The organism is Pseudomonas sp. GL-B-19, assembly GCF_019956415.1.
Taxonomy (GTDB): Bacteria; Pseudomonadota; Gammaproteobacteria; order Pseudomonadales; family Pseudomonadaceae; genus Aquipseudomonas.
On record NZ_JAHBDK010000020.1, the window covers coordinates 180911 to 195339 of the forward strand.

A 14429-nucleotide genomic window follows, 5' to 3' on the forward strand; every position below is an offset into this window, starting at 1 on the left:
GATCCAATCTTTTTGGCGAAGCAGGGCGGGATACGTGTATCCGGCGGCTGCTGTTCGCTCTTATTTCAGAGCAGGGACGGGAACGTATAGTAGGTAGCATGAAAGCAACGCTATGGGCATTGCGGGACAATTTCTTCGCGTTTTGGGACGCTGCGAGCGGGTCAATACGCAGTCGTGGTGTCAGAAGTGTCGAGGATGCGACAGTTCAGTCAATGGGGCTGACCAGGTGGTTTCTAAGTCGCCCTCGAACCGGTCTTCTTTGCGATTTAGGCAGGGGGTGTCGTCTTGCTCTCTCGGTAAGAGGTGACCCAATCCGAGGGTGTCTTGCCAAACTGGTTGCGGAACCAGCGTGAAAAGTCACCGGCAGAGGAAAAGCCGAGAAGTTCGGCGACCTCATAAAATCGGCGTTTGCTGTTGGCCAGATACTCTTCGGCTAGTTCAGCGCGTACAGCATTAATGATAGTTGTGACACTCTCTCCCTCGGTCGCCAGATGTCGGTTAAGCGTACGTCGATGCACGCCAAGATGTTGTGCAACCTCATCGACGGAACATAGCCCGCTTGGCAGCAGCATCTTGACGACCTGACGTACCCGATGCGCAGGCTCATCGCGAAGGTTAGCCAACTGCATGTCCAGCGATCGCTTCACCTCGCGATGCAACGCGGGGTCAGCCGCAGGAATTGGCATATCCAAATCGCGCCCGCGACAAACGATGGCATTGAGTTCCTGTGAAAATTCGATAGCTGTTCCTAACACGCGGTGGTGCACTTCCAAGCTGGCAGGGCGTTCGTGGGTGAAGCAGACCCTTACCGGCCGGAAGGTATAGCCGCTCAGAATGCTCAACGTGCGCAGCACAATACCGGTCGACTGTTCAATTGCCTGGCGCCAGACGCGATGATGGCCCTGCATATTCACGCCCACATGCAAAAGAATCAGGTCGCCTACATCCTCAAGCCGCAATTGCACACCGGCGTTATGCAGTCGCATATATCGGAAGCAAGATTGCAATGCTGCCCGAAGTGTTGGTTCCTCGCGGATTAGCAACGCCAACATGCCAAAGTTGGAAAGGTGCCTCTTTTCCGCTAGCAGCAGCCCGACGGCCTCTTGGCCGGACAGTCGGGCTGATTCCTCCAGCAGCCATCCCACCGAATCGCTACTGATCATGATATTCGGATCGTCGAGGACACTGGCCGGCAACTTGGCCAACCGCAGCATACGAAATGGATCGAGCCCCACTGAACGGGCAACCTGCTCATAGTCGGTAAGGCTGGCACTTCGCGTCAGGGTGTACATAAGTCCTCGTGTCCCAATTTCACAAGATTGTGTCCCGAGGAGCTTAGTGCAGGACACCCTGTCGCGGCTACCTTCATGCCAACTACTACAAAAAGATAGAGGTAGATAATGGACACGCGTACTGCAATGCGCATCGGTCAGCCGCTCGCCGCAAAGGCTCAAGTGGATGCCGACGACCCTGATGCATTCAACCACTGCTTTGCCGAACTCAACGGCATCCGCATGCATTACATTGATGAGGGGCAGGGCCCGCTCATCATTCTGCTGCACGGTTTTCCCTACCTTTGGTACATGTGGCGACGCCAGATCGTGGCGTTGACCGAGGCCGGTTATCGAGTTGTCGTGCCCGATCAAAGAGGGTTCGGGCAATCGGACCGACCCGACTCCATCGAAGCCTATGACATGAGCCAGGCCGTCGGTGACATGGTGGGGTTGATGGCGGCCTTGGGCGAAACGTCCGCGATCATCATTGGACATGACCTGGGCGCCTGGGTGGCCCAGGCGGCGGCCATGTTGCGACCGGATCTGTTTCATGGCCTGGTGATGCTCAATACACCGGTGCCGCCGCGCGGCAAGGTCAAACCGACCGTAGGTTTGCAGGCAATGGCCAAAGGCAGGGTCTATCACCACCTGTATTTCCAGCAGCTCGATAAGCCGGATCGTGAGTTGGCCAGTGATCCGCGCAAGACCTTGCGCAGCGTCTTCTATTCGATCTCCGGCAGTGCTGTCGGAGCTGAACGCTGGCGCCTGTTCGTCGAGGCAGGTGAGCCCATTCTCAACGCCTTCACTGAGCCGAAGGGGGAGTTCCCGTCATGGTTGAGCGCGCGGTCGCTCGACTACTACGTCGCTGAATACACGCGCACAGGGTTTACCGGTGCTCTGAACTACTACCGCTGTCGCGACCGGAACTGGGAAATCACCGCGTTTCTCGACGGTGCGGTGGTAAGCCAGCCGAGCATGTTCATCGGTGGTGCTGCCGACCCGTCACTTGAGCCGATCGAAATCCGCGCGCTCTACGATCAGCTCGACACCTATCTACCCGGACTGCAGAAGAAGGTACTGCTAGCCGGCGTGGGCCATAGCGCCGCGGAAGAGAGTGCCGCTCAGGTCAACGAATTGCTTCTGGAGTTTCTCGAGCAACTGAAGTTCAGCGACAGGGTGTGTGAGCAAGAGGCACGCTTAGCCCCTTGATATCGTCGGTGCAATGGCAGGGCGAACGGTATCGGCATCTGCCGCAACGTCAGCCCTGCCATTGCACATGGACAGGGCTGGATTGTTTCCCTGCTACGCTCAGCCGACAGCCTTGACCAGCAGATGATCGCCGAACTGCTCGCGCAAACGGTTCTTCAGGACCTTGCCCGTAGCGCCCAGTGGAATCGTGTCGACGAAGACCACATCATCCGGTGTCCACCACTTGGCAATCTTGCCTTCATAAAAGGCCAGCAGTTCTTCCCGCGTCAGTGCTGCTTGCGCTTTCCTGACTACGATCAGTAAGGGGCGTTCGTCCCACTTCAAGTGTTTCGCAGCGATGCATGCAGCCTGAGAGACTGACGGATGGGTCATCGCAATGTTCTCCAGGTCGATGGAACCGATCCACTCTCCACCCGACTTGATCACATCCTTGCTGCGGTCGGTAATCTGCATGAAGCCATCCACATCGATGGTCGCCACATCGCCGGTCGGGAACCATGTCTGACCTGCGTGCTCGAGCAGCGGCGAACAGTCACCTTCGTTTCTGAAATAGTCGCGTACCACCCAGGGGCCACGCACCATCAGGTCACCCGACGTCGCGCCGTCCCAAGGCAGTTCCAGGCCAGCGTGCCGATCCGGTCGGCGGGCTGGACACCCAGGCTGGTCAGTGCGCTGGCCATCTGGCGCGCGCGACGGTGGCAGTCACGGAAGGTGTAGCGATGAATATCGCCTTCCACCCTGCGGGACACGATCTGCGTATCGCCATGATGGCGGTCGGCATGCTCTATGAGCGAGGAAATCAACAGCTGCTTGTGCATCATCAAGCCATGCATGGCATCGCTCCGTTCATAAGTCTGTGATCGGGGAGCGGACAGGCGGCCAAGGCCCTCTGTCAGATTCCGCGTCAAGACCGCGAACCGCAACAGCCTGTTTCCCTCCCCTGGATTTTTGCGATCAGGTTTACTTTCCCGGCTCCCCCTTGATTCGAGGGATGCCGGGAGTTCTCCTGGAACTCAGATCAGTTGAATGCCGTGAGGTCTTTCGGCGCGATGTCATGCTGCTCGCAATAGGCGAGATAACGCTTCAACCCGGACTTCCAGTTTTCGAGCGCAACGATGTTGTCGTTCTCATCCAGAAACGCGAGATCGCCGTTGACCTGAACCAGCGTGAGCACATATCCGTCTCCACTTCCGGTGCTGACGACTTCGGGCGTGTGAGTCGATCCGGCCGTCTCGTACACGATGCTGCCCGGGCCGGCGACCCAGTCATGCTCCTTGTATTTCCACTGGCCTTCGAAGGTGTAGACCATCACCGTACCCGTGTGATGGTGCTTGGGCAGTTGCATGTCGATCGGCGCCTTCATCATGACGATCCATTCGCCGCGGATCGGGTCAAGCTTGAAGTACTTCAGCAGGACGTTATCCGCATAAGGCGTACACGGGATCCACGGTAGGGATTCGCCATCGATGACTGCGGTGTCGACGTGTTCGTAGAGCATAGGTATCTCCGTTGATTTTTGTTCTGATCGAGAATTTGTCGGTAGCCAGGACCGCCCGACCATCGCTGATGGTCGGGTGCTCTGGCTTTCCTGGCGGACAGTCAGGGTCAGGTAAGCGAGGAGCCCGCGAGGGTGGCGCGCAGCATCTTTCTTGGCGCATTGCCGTAGTCAGCCACCGCGTAGTGCTGCACTTGCAGGTTGTCCCACATGGCAACGGTGTTGGTGCGCCATTTCAGGCGTACCTGGTATTCCGGAATGGCGGCCTGGGAGGTCAGGTAGTTCATCAGATGATGAGCCTCGGGCATGAAGTCCTGGCCGTAGCGGATGTCCTCGAAGTTGAAGAAGTTCGAGAAATGGGTGGTGAACGCCGAGTTGACGAACAGCACCTTTTCACCCGTCTCAGGATGGACAAGCACCACCGGATGTTCAGCGGCGGGGGTCTTCAGGGCCATCGCGAGACGATCTTCACGCGGTAACTGGGCACCAAAGGACTGCTCGGCACCGTGCTTTGCATACAAGCCTTCGATCCGTTGCTTGATGGTGTCGGGCAGATTGTCGTAAGCCATCACCATGTTGGAAAACAAGGTGTCTCCGCCGGTGTCCGGACCCAGTTCGCAGCGCAACACCGCGCCACGGGGCGGAGCGTTTTTGAAAGTGACATCGGCATGCCAGAGGTTTTCGCGGCTGGCCTTTTCCACATAGCTCTTGGGCTTGCCCGGTTCGAGATTGCGGTACAGCGTCAGCAGCTTGTCCGCCTCCGGATGGCTCGGCGCCAAGGGATGGCTTTCCAGTTCCGCGAATTGCAAGGCGAAGTTCTGTTGCTCCATCGGCGTGATGTCCTGATCGCGAAAGAACAGCACTTTGTGCTTGAGCCACAGGGCCCGGATTTGCGCGATCATTTCAGGATCACGGGTAGCGTCAACCAGGCTGATGTTGCTGAGTTCGGCACCGATGGCGGGCGTGCAAAGCTCCACCTTGATCGAATGCTGGCGCACCGACGACCGGATGATGGCGGGTGCCGAGGGGGTGAGTGGTGAAAGAGTGTCTTGGGCTGCGGCGACTGTTGTCATTGTTGTCTCCAATCCGTGCTTGTACGGCGGTGCGCAATTTGGGCATCCGGTATAGGTAACTGCTCCTGCTGATGGGCAGGGGTGCGGTTCTATAGTAGGTATCCCGGGTGCGATGCTATGGGCGTAGCAGGACAGTTTCTTCGCAAGTTGGGACGTAGCGCCGGGTCGATGATTAGAAGGCGAAGCCGGTGGGTTTCGGCCCGTCGTCGAAGTTGTTTTCCGAGGGCGGCTATTTAGCTGTCTAGCCACTTCATCGAGGCGTCCCTAAGCGGGGAATTCGGCTATCCAGTGCCTGGCAATCTCTTCTCGCCGGCAGATCCACGCCGAGCCGTGGCCTTGCACGTAATCGAGAAAGCGCGCCAACGCCATCGCGCGTGCTGGATGGCCGCTGATCCGGCCATGCAGGCCGACGCTCATCATCTTCGGATGTTGCGCGCCCTCCTGCCATAGCAAGTCGAAAGCATCCTTGAGCAGCTGGAAGAAGTCCTCGCCGGAGGAGAAACCGTTCGGCAGCAGATAGCGGGCGTCGTTGTTGACCAGTGTGTACGGGATTACCAGGTGCCTGGGCGAACCTGGAAGCCAATAGGGCAGGTCATCGTTGTAGGCGTCTGAGCTGTAGAGGAGCCCGCCGTCCTCGCGCAACAGGCGGCAGGTGTTCGGACTGACCCGCCCCGTGTACCAACCTGTGGGGCGCTTGCCGCAGATCCGCTCGATCGCGTCGAGGGTAAGGCGGATATGGAGCCGCTCTTCGTCTTCAGGGATGTCGCGATAGTCCAGCCAACGGTAACCATGCCCGGCAACTTCATGCCCGGCAGCGCGGAGCGCGTGGCCGATCTGCGGGTTGAGTTCCAGTGCCCGGCCGACGGCGAAGGCGGTCAGGGGCAGGCCACGGGCGCTGAACAGTTCCAGGATGCGCCACACGCCTGCGCGCGATCCGTATTCATACATTCCCTCGACACTCAAGTCCCGTTTTCCCGTGCGAGGTGGGCGGCCAGGCAGTTCGTGGAGCCAGGCTTCTGACTGGGCATCGCCATTGAGGATGCACGACTCCGCGCCCTCCTCGATGTTGAGCACGAACTGAACCGCGACGCGAGCGTCACCGGGCCATCGCGGGTGGGGTGGACAACCGCCGTAACCGACGAGATCGCGCGCGGACATCAGCCCAGCTCGAAGGTCGTGACGCCGAAGACACGTTCGTGCGCGAGAGCCGGAGGAGGGCCGAGATACATGCGCGCGCAACCGAAGACCTCGTTCATCCCATGTTGGTGCACGAGCGCCATCGCGGCGCGGTTGTTCTCCGGGGTGTCGAGAAACAGCGGGCCACCCGCGGCGAAGCTTGCCAAGTGCGAGTAGAGGGCATTGGCCGCCAAGGCGTCATCGCTGAACAGGGGACCGATCTTGCAGCCTTCCTTGCAGCGCCGCACGACGCCGAATCCGCTCAGCCTTCCTTGGCGCCGGCAACCCAGGGCGAGCGCATCGGGTTGGGCTATCCACCCTCTCAGGAAGGTCGGGCGCGAGGCTGGGAAGCAGGTGCGGTCATAATCGAGAACCTGATCGAACGCAAAGGTAGCCAGTGGGACGATGTCTTCGCCGTCAACAAGCGACGTTGCCGGACGTTCAAGGATTTCGGCACGAAAACGCATATTGCGATGGGAGAAGACGAAGCCACCCTTGGCGTAGTAGTCCTGCATGGCGAAGACACCGTCCATGCCGATGCTCGCACCCGGGCGCAAACGAGCGAGGAGGCGCTCGCGGCGGGCGTGCCAGAGGGTATTGCCGAGACCCTGTCCGCGATATTCGGGCCGAACGATGAAGAAACCCATGAAGCCGAATTCGCCGTTGTAGGAGGTGATGGCACCGCCTCCAATCAACTCGCCATCAAGGTCCGCCGCGATGAAAGCCTCAGGGTCCGTAGCCCAGAACAGCTCGGCATCGTGAAGGCCGGGATTCCAACCCTCGCGTGCAGCCCAGCCGACGAGCTGGTCCAGCTCGGAGCGGGTCATGTTGCGTATCACAAGCTGATTCGACACCGCGATGTTCTCCGCAGTCGATAGTCGAGCGCGCGGTCCATCCCCCGGAGCCGGGGACATCAGAGAGCGTGCATGCTGCGCACTTCGTTGCTATCCGGAACCGCCTTTGCCCATGGGGTTCGAAGAGAGATGCACATCCAGCCTGGCCTGTTGAGCAAGAGCCGGGCGCTGTCTGAGTGATGTCCGCCGATGTCCGATAGTGATCGCCGCCTCAATTCTTCTCTGGCATTGCAGAGGAGTGATGACTAGTAATCAACCACTGCTTTCCGTCCCACTTGTAGGTGTATGTGTAGCGAGCTTTGACTTGAGCACCCGTAGTTTGAAAGGTGAACGTATAGAGTCCAACGTCAACCGCAGAGTTGCAATCAATCTCTATTGTCCTTGAGTCGATCTTGCCTACGGGCTTGTTTTCCAGGAAGTGATGGAAGTAGTCCTCCTTTTCGGTCGGGGTTAGTCTCGGTTTGTTCGACACGGTAGGAAGAAGGACCGAGTGTTCGGCATAGTTGGCGACAACTTGGTGTGGGTCACCGGTTTGCAGCGAGCGATTCCATCGGTCAAACAAGGCCGAGATTTCTTGCTCATTGGTTGCCTTGCAAGTTTCCGTGTGCGTTCCCGATGGGGCTGAGGCACAACCTGCAAGAACGACAGCAAGGGCAGTTGACAGGACAGTTATTTTTCTCATCGGCGATACTCCTGGCGGCGGTCGAAAGCGGTGATGGAATGACATTCCTTGTCATTTTGCAAATCATTGATTTGCCTGAGTGTGGTCACTGCGAGTGCGACATTGTGCGAGGAGAAGCACGCCAATAATGGCAAACCCGAGTTTCTCGATGAGTATAGGAGGAAAATCAAACTACGCTGCTGACATGCCAGCAGACTGTCCACTGTTGGCCGATCTGGAAATATCCTCTGCTTCTTGGCGTCACTTTTGGAATGGGAGTGATGCAATCGGATTGGCTAAATCTTTCAGCGGGCGTTTTGTAATTTAGTGTTTTCAAAATCCCTCTACCTTCGCGCCGGGGTCTTGCGTTACGCCCGCAGGCATCGCCAGTGGCGTCGCGAAATTCAATTTGACCATGTACACCAAACCTCTGCCCGGCTCGGTCAGTTCGGCGTGTGCACAGATGAAGTCGAACACCGCTTCGGCCTGGGCTTCGTCCACCACCACGTTGACCACCCGGGTGAGAACCGCCTCTGGCACTTCGTTGCGGGGTGCTTTGGCGGCCTGCAGTACGGCCACACCGCGGCAGCTAACGCTGTCCGCGCGCGTAATGCCATGCGCCTCTCGCAACAGCAGCAGCAGCCTGCGCTCCGTGCCATCGTCGGGCAACACACAGGTAATGAGTTTTGCAGCGCCGCCCGGTATACCCGCTACCGCCACGCTCACGAGGCTCTCCCTTGTTCCAGTATTTCACGGGGGATGTAGGTGGCCACTTTTTCCACCGGTGTCGCATAGATCATGCCGGCACCGGGAACATCCAGGTTGGCCGCGTGATAGATGGCCTCGAGTACCGCGTCCTGGTAGTCGGCAGCTACCAGCAGGCTGACCACTTCTTTCTCCGCATCAATGGCGATGCTGAGCAGGCCGAGCCGCTCTCGGGGGCCAAGCCCGTTGGCGTGGTAGACAATGGCGCCTGGCGCGCCCATGCCCTGGGCCGCACGGATCACCAGGTCCGCGCGCCCGACGGGGACAATGCAGGTGATCAGTGCAACGTCAGTAAGGTAGGTAATTCCTTCAGCTTTCATCCCGCTTCTCCCGTACCCATTAATTGATTCGCAGGCTGTTCCGTGGCGGCCTTTGTCTGTCTCCACAACTGGAAACGCGCCCACTGTCCGAGGAGCATGACGCTGATGACCGGGCCGACGGATGCCATACAAAGAATTCCGAAACCCTCGACTGCGTTGGTGGCATTACCCAGTCCCAGCCCCATGGCCAGAACGAGCGGAACGGTTATTGGCCCCGTGGTGACACCCGCGCTATCCCAGGCGACATTGACAAACTCTTCGGTCGAAAAAATCGTGAGTACCACCGCGAACAGGTAGGGCGGCACCACCAGCCAGACCAGTGGCAGGCCGAACACCAACTTGGCCACACCCACGGCAATACCGCAGGCGACACCTATCGATACTGCACGTATAAGGCTGCGCTTGCGGATAAAACCGTTGGTAAGAGTCTCTGCGGTGACGCCGAGCGCATTCAGCGCGGGTTCGGCGACGGTCGCCCCGTACCCGAGCACCCAGGCGAAAGCCAAGGCCAGTACCAACCCCACCTCATACATGTAGAGCGGGGAGTTGTCCGCGCCGGGAGTTTGCATGAAGGCCGCCGGAATCAGCGAACCCGCACTCCCTCCCAGCTTGGACAGACCGTAGGTCAGACCGAGATTGAACACGCACATGCCCACCACGGTCAGGGCGATACCGAGGAAGATCTCGCCGCGTCGCGGCAGGCTTTGGCGCAGCAGCAGTTTCAGTACTATCAACAGGAATATCACCAAAGGCACGATGGCCCGTAGCCCCGAAACAATCTCCAGTCCGGGGCTGACCGTGTGCCAGTCTGCAGTCAGTTGTCCGGCGTTGGTAGCGGCCTGCGCCGCGGCGACGATTTCTGCCGGCGAGGAGATAGCCGCCACGTACAGGCCCAGCAGCATTACTCCGATGACGGGAAACAGCGAGGCCAGGGTGACAATACCGAACCCGGACAGCCCGGAACCGCCCTTGCCTGCAGCAGCGGCGATGCCGATGCCCAACGCCAGCACCAGCGGTACAGTGACCGGCCCGGTGGTGACCGCGCCAGCATCCCAGGCCAGGCCGATAATCTTTGCAAGCTCAGGGTCACTGCTCATATACACCGTCAGCAGCAGAACGGGCGCCAGCGATAAATAGATCAACGGCTTCAGGCTCCAGCCATAGAGGAAGCGGAGCGTGCCGGTTACAGCGGCCAGACCGACGCTGGCCCCCACAACCAGAACCAGTTCGCTGGTCCACTGGTTGAGTATCGCCCAGAGGTAGGGCGCGTGCTGCGCAGAAACGTTTTGCCCAGCGGCGCGTAGCGCGCCAATAGCGGGTTCAGCGAAAGTCACCCCGATGCCCAGCAGAAGGGTAACCAGCAACACCAACGGCAGGGATAACTTGCGCGGAAGGTTGCTGCCGATTATTTCGCCGAATGGCATCAGGCCGAGTTTCAGCCCTTCCATGAACAGCATCAGTCCGACGATTACGGCGAACAGGCCTCCCGTGACAAGCAGCGAGTCCTCAACCAACTGGCGCAGGATGATGATCTGAAACAACACCAGGTACAGGGCCAGCGGCACCACGGCGCGAAGCTGCTCCATCAGCCGGACATTGAGATAGGGCTTGAGGATGGCGGCGATCTCGCCTCCACGCAATTTCGCAGCTTTGTGGGGCGCGGCCTGCCAGCGGCCATCGGCATCGCGAACCGGTGCGGATACCAGCTCGCGCATAGGTATTTCGCGGCGACCGGCTCCGATCATATGCAAGTAGTCGGCGTAACGAATGGGGTCTTTCATAGGGTCATCAGTTGAGGTTGATCTACCGGTGTACGACCAACAGGCGGTCTCGTATTGTCGCGATTCTGGCTAAAAAACTATCTTTTTCTGCCGCGTACAATTTTGCCTGCCTTCGGCAGTCAAGGTATTGACCTCAGTCATGATGTTGATTAATTCGGGTGAGGAATTTGGCCTGTATCACATAAGCGTCAGGATCATCGCCAGCTTGACGACCTGAAGTAACGGTCGTTGATGCGGGGAAAAGCCCGTTTCAGTGTCGGCTGAAACGGGTTTTTTTGTCTTCCGTAAGCTGTCAAAAGTATGATTCGGTACCAGTAGGAGATCCTTCGTTCGCCCAAACACCCGCTTCTAAAGTGCGCTGAACATAGTCGCTAAAGTCTCGTGCAGGTCGACCAAGTGCGCGCTGGACGCCATCGCTCAGTGGCGTGTTACGACCATCGAGCACCGTTGTGAAGAGGTACAACACTAGAGCGATCAAATCGGCTGGAAGTTGTTCCTGTTCCAATGCCTCTCTGTAGGCATCCGGCGGCACAGCGACGAAGCGGATATCGCGGCCGGTCCCTTTAGCGATCTCATCGACCGCATCAGCAAACGTCAGAGCCCGAGGCCCCGTCAATTCATAAAGCTGGCCTGAGTGTCCGGGTTGGGTCAGCGCCTGAACTGCAACCTCGGCAATGTCCTCCACATCGACAAAGGGCTCCGCGATGTTGCCAACGGGGAGCGCCAGTTCACCCTGAAGAATGGGCTGCAGAAAATGCGCCTCACTGAAGTTCTGGAAGAACCAGCTGGAACGAAGGATGGTCCAGTCGATGCCGCTGTTCTGAATAACGCGTTCGGCGTGTTCTGCTTCGGCCTCTCCGCGTCCGGATAGCAGCACCAGTTTGCCGACGCCGCTTTGAACGGCCAGATCGGTAAACGCCTGAATCGTTTCGACGGCGCCCGGAACGGCGAGGTCCGGTTGGTAGGAAATGTAAACAGCGTGAACGCCATCAAGCGCTGCATCCCAGGTGGACCGATTCTCCCAGTCGAAGGGTGGATTTGCCTGGCGCGAACCGAGGCGCACGGGCAGTTCCGAAGCTGTAAGACGTTGAGTGATCCTGCGCCCTGTTTTACCGGTCGCGCCGAGAATGAGGAAGGTGCCTTGCGTGTTCATCGCGTTCATCTCCATCGGGTTAATGTGAGTGACACTCACGTTAAAAAGATGATAAACGCTCATGTTATGCCGTCAACTGGCGTGACGAAGAAAACCGACGTACGGCTTTGCCCCCTTGGGTGTGTGAATGGGCGGTGCTAATGTGAGTGCATGTCATGTAATTGATCGGGGAAATGCAGTGCCGAAGAAAGCCACCACCGGGCGCGAACATCCCTTTTCAGAGCCGACCCGACGCAACCCCACGCAACAACGCAGCCGCGAGCGACAAGAGCGAATACTTGCCGTGGCAACGCAGCTAATTGCGACCAAGGGCAGCGATTCGCTAAAGATGAGTGAAATTGCCGAACGCTCGGAGATTTCGATCGGATCGCTGTATCAGTATTTTCCAGACAAGAGTGCAGTAATCCGTACGCTGGCGGAGCGCTTCAACGCCGAGAGTCGCCGATGCATAGAGGCAGCACTGGCAGCTGTTGAGGACGCACAAGGATTGAGCGAGGCCTATTCGGATTTGCTGGAGCAGTATTACGACATCGCTCAGGCAGAGCCGGCGATGCGTGATATCTGGTCGGGGATGCAGGCCGACAAGCAACTGCTGGCATTGGAGCTGGAGGAGAGTCGCGTGGCGGGCAGGTTGCTGGCCGATGCGATGCTTCGGGTGTTTCCAGGCAGTGATGCCCAGCAAGTTGCTGACGCAGCTTTTCTGATCTGGCAGTTGGGTGAGGCAACTATGCGCCTGGCCATATCTTGTGCACCCGAAGAGGGGCGGCGGTTGTTTGAAGCGTTCAAGCGCATGTCGCTCGCTGAAATCATGAAGCACGCGAACATGAATACTGGGCCGAGCAGGGCCGACCCAGTTGTTGAATGAGCCTTCTAAACAAAAGGCTGGCCGGTAAAACCACGAGGCAGTCTTTGCAGCCCGGCCATGGCGACAAGCCGCTCGGTCCAGGCTGAGCGCCAGTCATTGGCGATGTGAGTGGCTTTGGCCTTGCGTGCGGCACGGCGTGCCGCATTGCGCTGGACCTTGCGCGCTTCCTTGTACGCATCGGTGTTTCGGCAACTTCTGCATTTCACACGGTTCAGTTCTTGGGTGGACGTGAGGTTGCTGCCTTTGTGGCCGCAGGCCAAGTGCCCGCTGACTTTGAAGTGGGTGACCATGGAACGCCTCCTTCGTGACGTGTGATTGTTTGACCCCCCGCAAACGCGAGCGTTCGTTGGCTTCCTGGCGAGCAAACCTTTTTCAGGGCCGCCGGAAACTCGCAAAACGCCACATACCTGTAGGTCGGCGGAGGCCGATAGGTTTTCAGAGGCAAAAAAAAGGCCTGCATGCGGGCAGACCAAGGTAATTCTTCAAAGGAGTAGCTCACTGTAGGACTTGAGTTGTAAATGTGACGTGAAAGAAGTGTCGAAAAAAAGCCCGGCGACAGGCCGGGTTGAGGGTGCAACAGCAGACCTACAGACATGCGCAGACCCGGTGACGATGAGGTCACCGCTCATGGGGCCTGAAACAGGCCCTGTGCTTGCGTCGCGTGTCCGGACCGAATCATCTGAACCGTGGGAGGGGCGGGTCGACAGGTTTTAAAGACGACAGCGTGTTTCGAATCAGCGGTGTGTCTTTTTCGATGTCGTTCAGCCGATCACGAATTCTGAGGGCTGTCGGGTGCCCCCCCTGATGATCGACCCAGTCGGCAATTTCCTTGCACGCGGCGGCAAGTCGCGCCTGCCGGGAGTCGAGCAGGGTGAGGAGGGTGGTGATGGACTCTTTTTCGGACATGGCAAACACCTCCGTAGAAGAAACCTGGCAAGTGGCAACAAAAAGCCCGCGAGGGGCGAGCTTTCTGCTGTTGGGGTTGCTGTTCCTTCAGTAGTTTTCAGTATAGACCCGTGGCAGTCAGGTGACTGTTCATCAACCTGGGCGGGCCATCACTTGCGACGTTGAATTCAGCCGTTGGCCCCCGATGAACCCCTGCGTGCGAGTATCGGCAATGCGATACAAGACAGCGGCGTCAGGTGGTGGGTAGCCGGTTTCTCCCGCTCGGCGGCCATGAATGGTGATCTTGTTGCATCGCTTCGCAACGAAAATGTCTTCCATGGCGTCACCGCAGCTGATTCATGTTCAGATCAACTATAGAAGTTCTTTGTGATCGTGCAAAAAATAGACAGGTCAGTTCGTCGCTTCAGCACTGGCGAGCATTCGGTCAAGGAACACGGTCAGCCCGACTTCCTCTGATTTGAGCCCTTTACGCAATCTTGGTCGAGGCAGCTCTGCCAGGGCGCCGAGCATAAAAGCTTCCAGCACCGCCGGGTGGATGTAGCATTTTCGGCACACCGCCGGCGTGTCGCCCAATTGTCTGGCGACGTTCTTCACCATCTCTACTACCTGTCGCTTTGCATCGGACTCGGGCTCCCACTGCAATTCGCGCAGCACGGACAACGCCAGAACACTGCCCGCCCAGGTGCGGTAATCCTTTGCCGTGAAATCGGCGCCGGTGAGGGTTTGCAGGTAGGCATTGACGTCGGCGGAACTGACGGTATGTCGCTCGCCGTTTTCATCCAGATACTGGAATAGATTTTGTCCGGGGATTTCCTGGGAGCGCTTGCGGACATGGCAAATCATCCTCGGCGACAAATCAGGGGCAAGTACAGCCATTGACCGCACTCGTTTGTCGTT

16 protein-coding genes and 1 pseudogene are annotated in these 14429 nt (G+C 58.3%); 2 read left to right on the forward strand and 15 right to left on the reverse strand.

The annotated features are described in order from the left end of the window. Positions 1 to 266 precede the first annotated feature (266 nt). Positions 267 to 1292 carry an AraC family transcriptional regulator gene (locus KGB06_RS07535; protein ID WP_223513374.1) on the reverse strand — a complete coding sequence of 342 codons (1026 nt, stop codon included), beginning with the start codon at positions 1290 to 1292 and terminating at the stop codon, positions 267 to 269. 108 nt (positions 1293 to 1400) lie between these two features. Here KGB06_RS07535 and KGB06_RS07540 point away from each other — a divergent pair, with 108 nt between their 5' ends. Then, the gene (locus KGB06_RS07540) at positions 1401 to 2483 is read left to right on the forward strand and encodes an alpha/beta hydrolase (RefSeq protein ID WP_223513376.1); all 1083 of its coding nucleotides are present in this window, start codon (positions 1401 to 1403) and stop codon (positions 2481 to 2483) included. A 99-nt stretch (positions 2484 to 2582) separates the two neighbouring features. On the opposite strand, the gene KGB06_RS07545 is transcribed toward KGB06_RS07540, so the two are convergent. From KGB06_RS07545 to KGB06_RS07595, 11 genes are all read right to left on the reverse strand, one after another. Then, on the reverse strand, positions 2583 to 3065 hold the full coding sequence (locus KGB06_RS07545) for an AMP-binding enzyme (protein ID WP_317849353.1): 483 nt from the start codon (positions 3063 to 3065) through the stop codon (positions 2583 to 2585). After that, a complete protein-coding gene (locus KGB06_RS07550; protein WP_317849355.1) occupies positions 3065 to 3316 on the reverse strand; it encodes an AMP-binding protein in 252 nt (83 codons plus the stop codon). Before KGB06_RS07550 ends, KGB06_RS07545 begins: the two co-directional genes overlap by 1 nt. Positions 3317 to 3501: 185 nt before the next feature. After that, on the reverse strand, positions 3502 to 3981 hold the full coding sequence (locus KGB06_RS07555) for a 2,4'-dihydroxyacetophenone dioxygenase family protein (protein ID WP_223513379.1): 480 nt from the start codon (positions 3979 to 3981) through the stop codon (positions 3502 to 3504). 107 nt (positions 3982 to 4088) lie between these two features. Then, on the reverse strand, positions 4089 to 4961 hold the full coding sequence (locus KGB06_RS07560; protein ID WP_223513883.1) for a TauD/TfdA dioxygenase family protein: 873 nt from the start codon (positions 4959 to 4961) through the stop codon (positions 4089 to 4091). Between the two features lie 354 nt (positions 4962 to 5315). Next, the gene (locus KGB06_RS07565) at positions 5316 to 6209 is read right to left on the reverse strand and encodes a polysaccharide deacetylase family protein (protein WP_223513400.1); all 894 of its coding nucleotides are present in this window, start codon (positions 6207 to 6209) and stop codon (positions 5316 to 5318) included. Further along, complete coding sequence (locus KGB06_RS07570; RefSeq protein ID WP_317849356.1) at positions 6209 to 7081, reverse strand: GNAT family N-acetyltransferase; 873 nt, start codon at positions 7079 to 7081, stop codon at positions 6209 to 6211. Before KGB06_RS07570 ends, KGB06_RS07565 begins: the two co-directional genes overlap by 1 nt. A 211-nt stretch (positions 7082 to 7292) precedes the next feature. Continuing rightward, positions 7293 to 7763 carry an SgcJ/EcaC family oxidoreductase gene (locus KGB06_RS07575; RefSeq protein ID WP_223513406.1) on the reverse strand — a complete coding sequence of 157 codons (471 nt, stop codon included), beginning with the start codon at positions 7761 to 7763 and terminating at the stop codon, positions 7293 to 7295. Between the two features lie 312 nt (positions 7764 to 8075). After that, on the reverse strand, positions 8076 to 8468 hold the full coding sequence (locus KGB06_RS07580; RefSeq protein WP_223513409.1) for a hypothetical protein: 393 nt from the start codon (positions 8466 to 8468) through the stop codon (positions 8076 to 8078). After that, positions 8465 to 8827, reverse strand: a complete 363-nt coding sequence (locus tag KGB06_RS07585) for a P-II family nitrogen regulator (protein WP_223513412.1) — start codon at positions 8825 to 8827, stop codon at positions 8465 to 8467. The genes KGB06_RS07580 and KGB06_RS07585 overlap by 4 nt, the downstream gene beginning before the upstream one ends. Next, a complete protein-coding gene (locus tag KGB06_RS07590) occupies positions 8824 to 10608 on the reverse strand; it encodes a DUF1538 domain-containing protein (protein ID WP_223513415.1) in 1785 nt (594 codons plus the stop codon). Before KGB06_RS07590 ends, KGB06_RS07585 begins: the two co-directional genes overlap by 4 nt. Before the next feature lie 292 nt (positions 10609 to 10900). Next, positions 10901 to 11761 carry an NAD(P)H-binding protein gene (locus KGB06_RS07595; RefSeq protein WP_223513887.1) on the reverse strand — a complete coding sequence of 287 codons (861 nt, stop codon included), beginning with the start codon at positions 11759 to 11761 and terminating at the stop codon, positions 10901 to 10903. Between the two features lie 178 nt (positions 11762 to 11939). Between KGB06_RS07595 and KGB06_RS07600 the strand changes: the two genes are divergently transcribed. After that, on the forward strand, positions 11940 to 12626 hold the full coding sequence (locus tag KGB06_RS07600; RefSeq protein ID WP_411741836.1) for a TetR/AcrR family transcriptional regulator: 687 nt from the start codon (positions 11940 to 11942) through the stop codon (positions 12624 to 12626). Positions 12627 to 12631: 5 nt separating this feature from the next. Here the strand turns inward: KGB06_RS07600 and KGB06_RS07605 are convergent, their stop codons facing one another. From KGB06_RS07605 to KGB06_RS07615, 3 genes and pseudogenes are all read right to left on the reverse strand, one after another. Further along, complete coding sequence (locus tag KGB06_RS07605; protein WP_223513421.1) at positions 12632 to 12916, reverse strand: hypothetical protein; 285 nt, start codon at positions 12914 to 12916, stop codon at positions 12632 to 12634. 385 nt (positions 12917 to 13301) lie between these two features. Next, a complete protein-coding gene (locus tag KGB06_RS07610) occupies positions 13302 to 13532 on the reverse strand; it encodes a hypothetical protein (protein WP_007946177.1) in 231 nt (76 codons plus the stop codon). A 390-nt stretch (positions 13533 to 13922) separates the two neighbouring features. Next, a pseudogene (locus KGB06_RS07615) lies at positions 13923 to 14357 on the reverse strand (DNA topoisomerase IB); the annotation flags it as partial. Positions 14358 to 14429 lie beyond the last annotated feature (72 nt).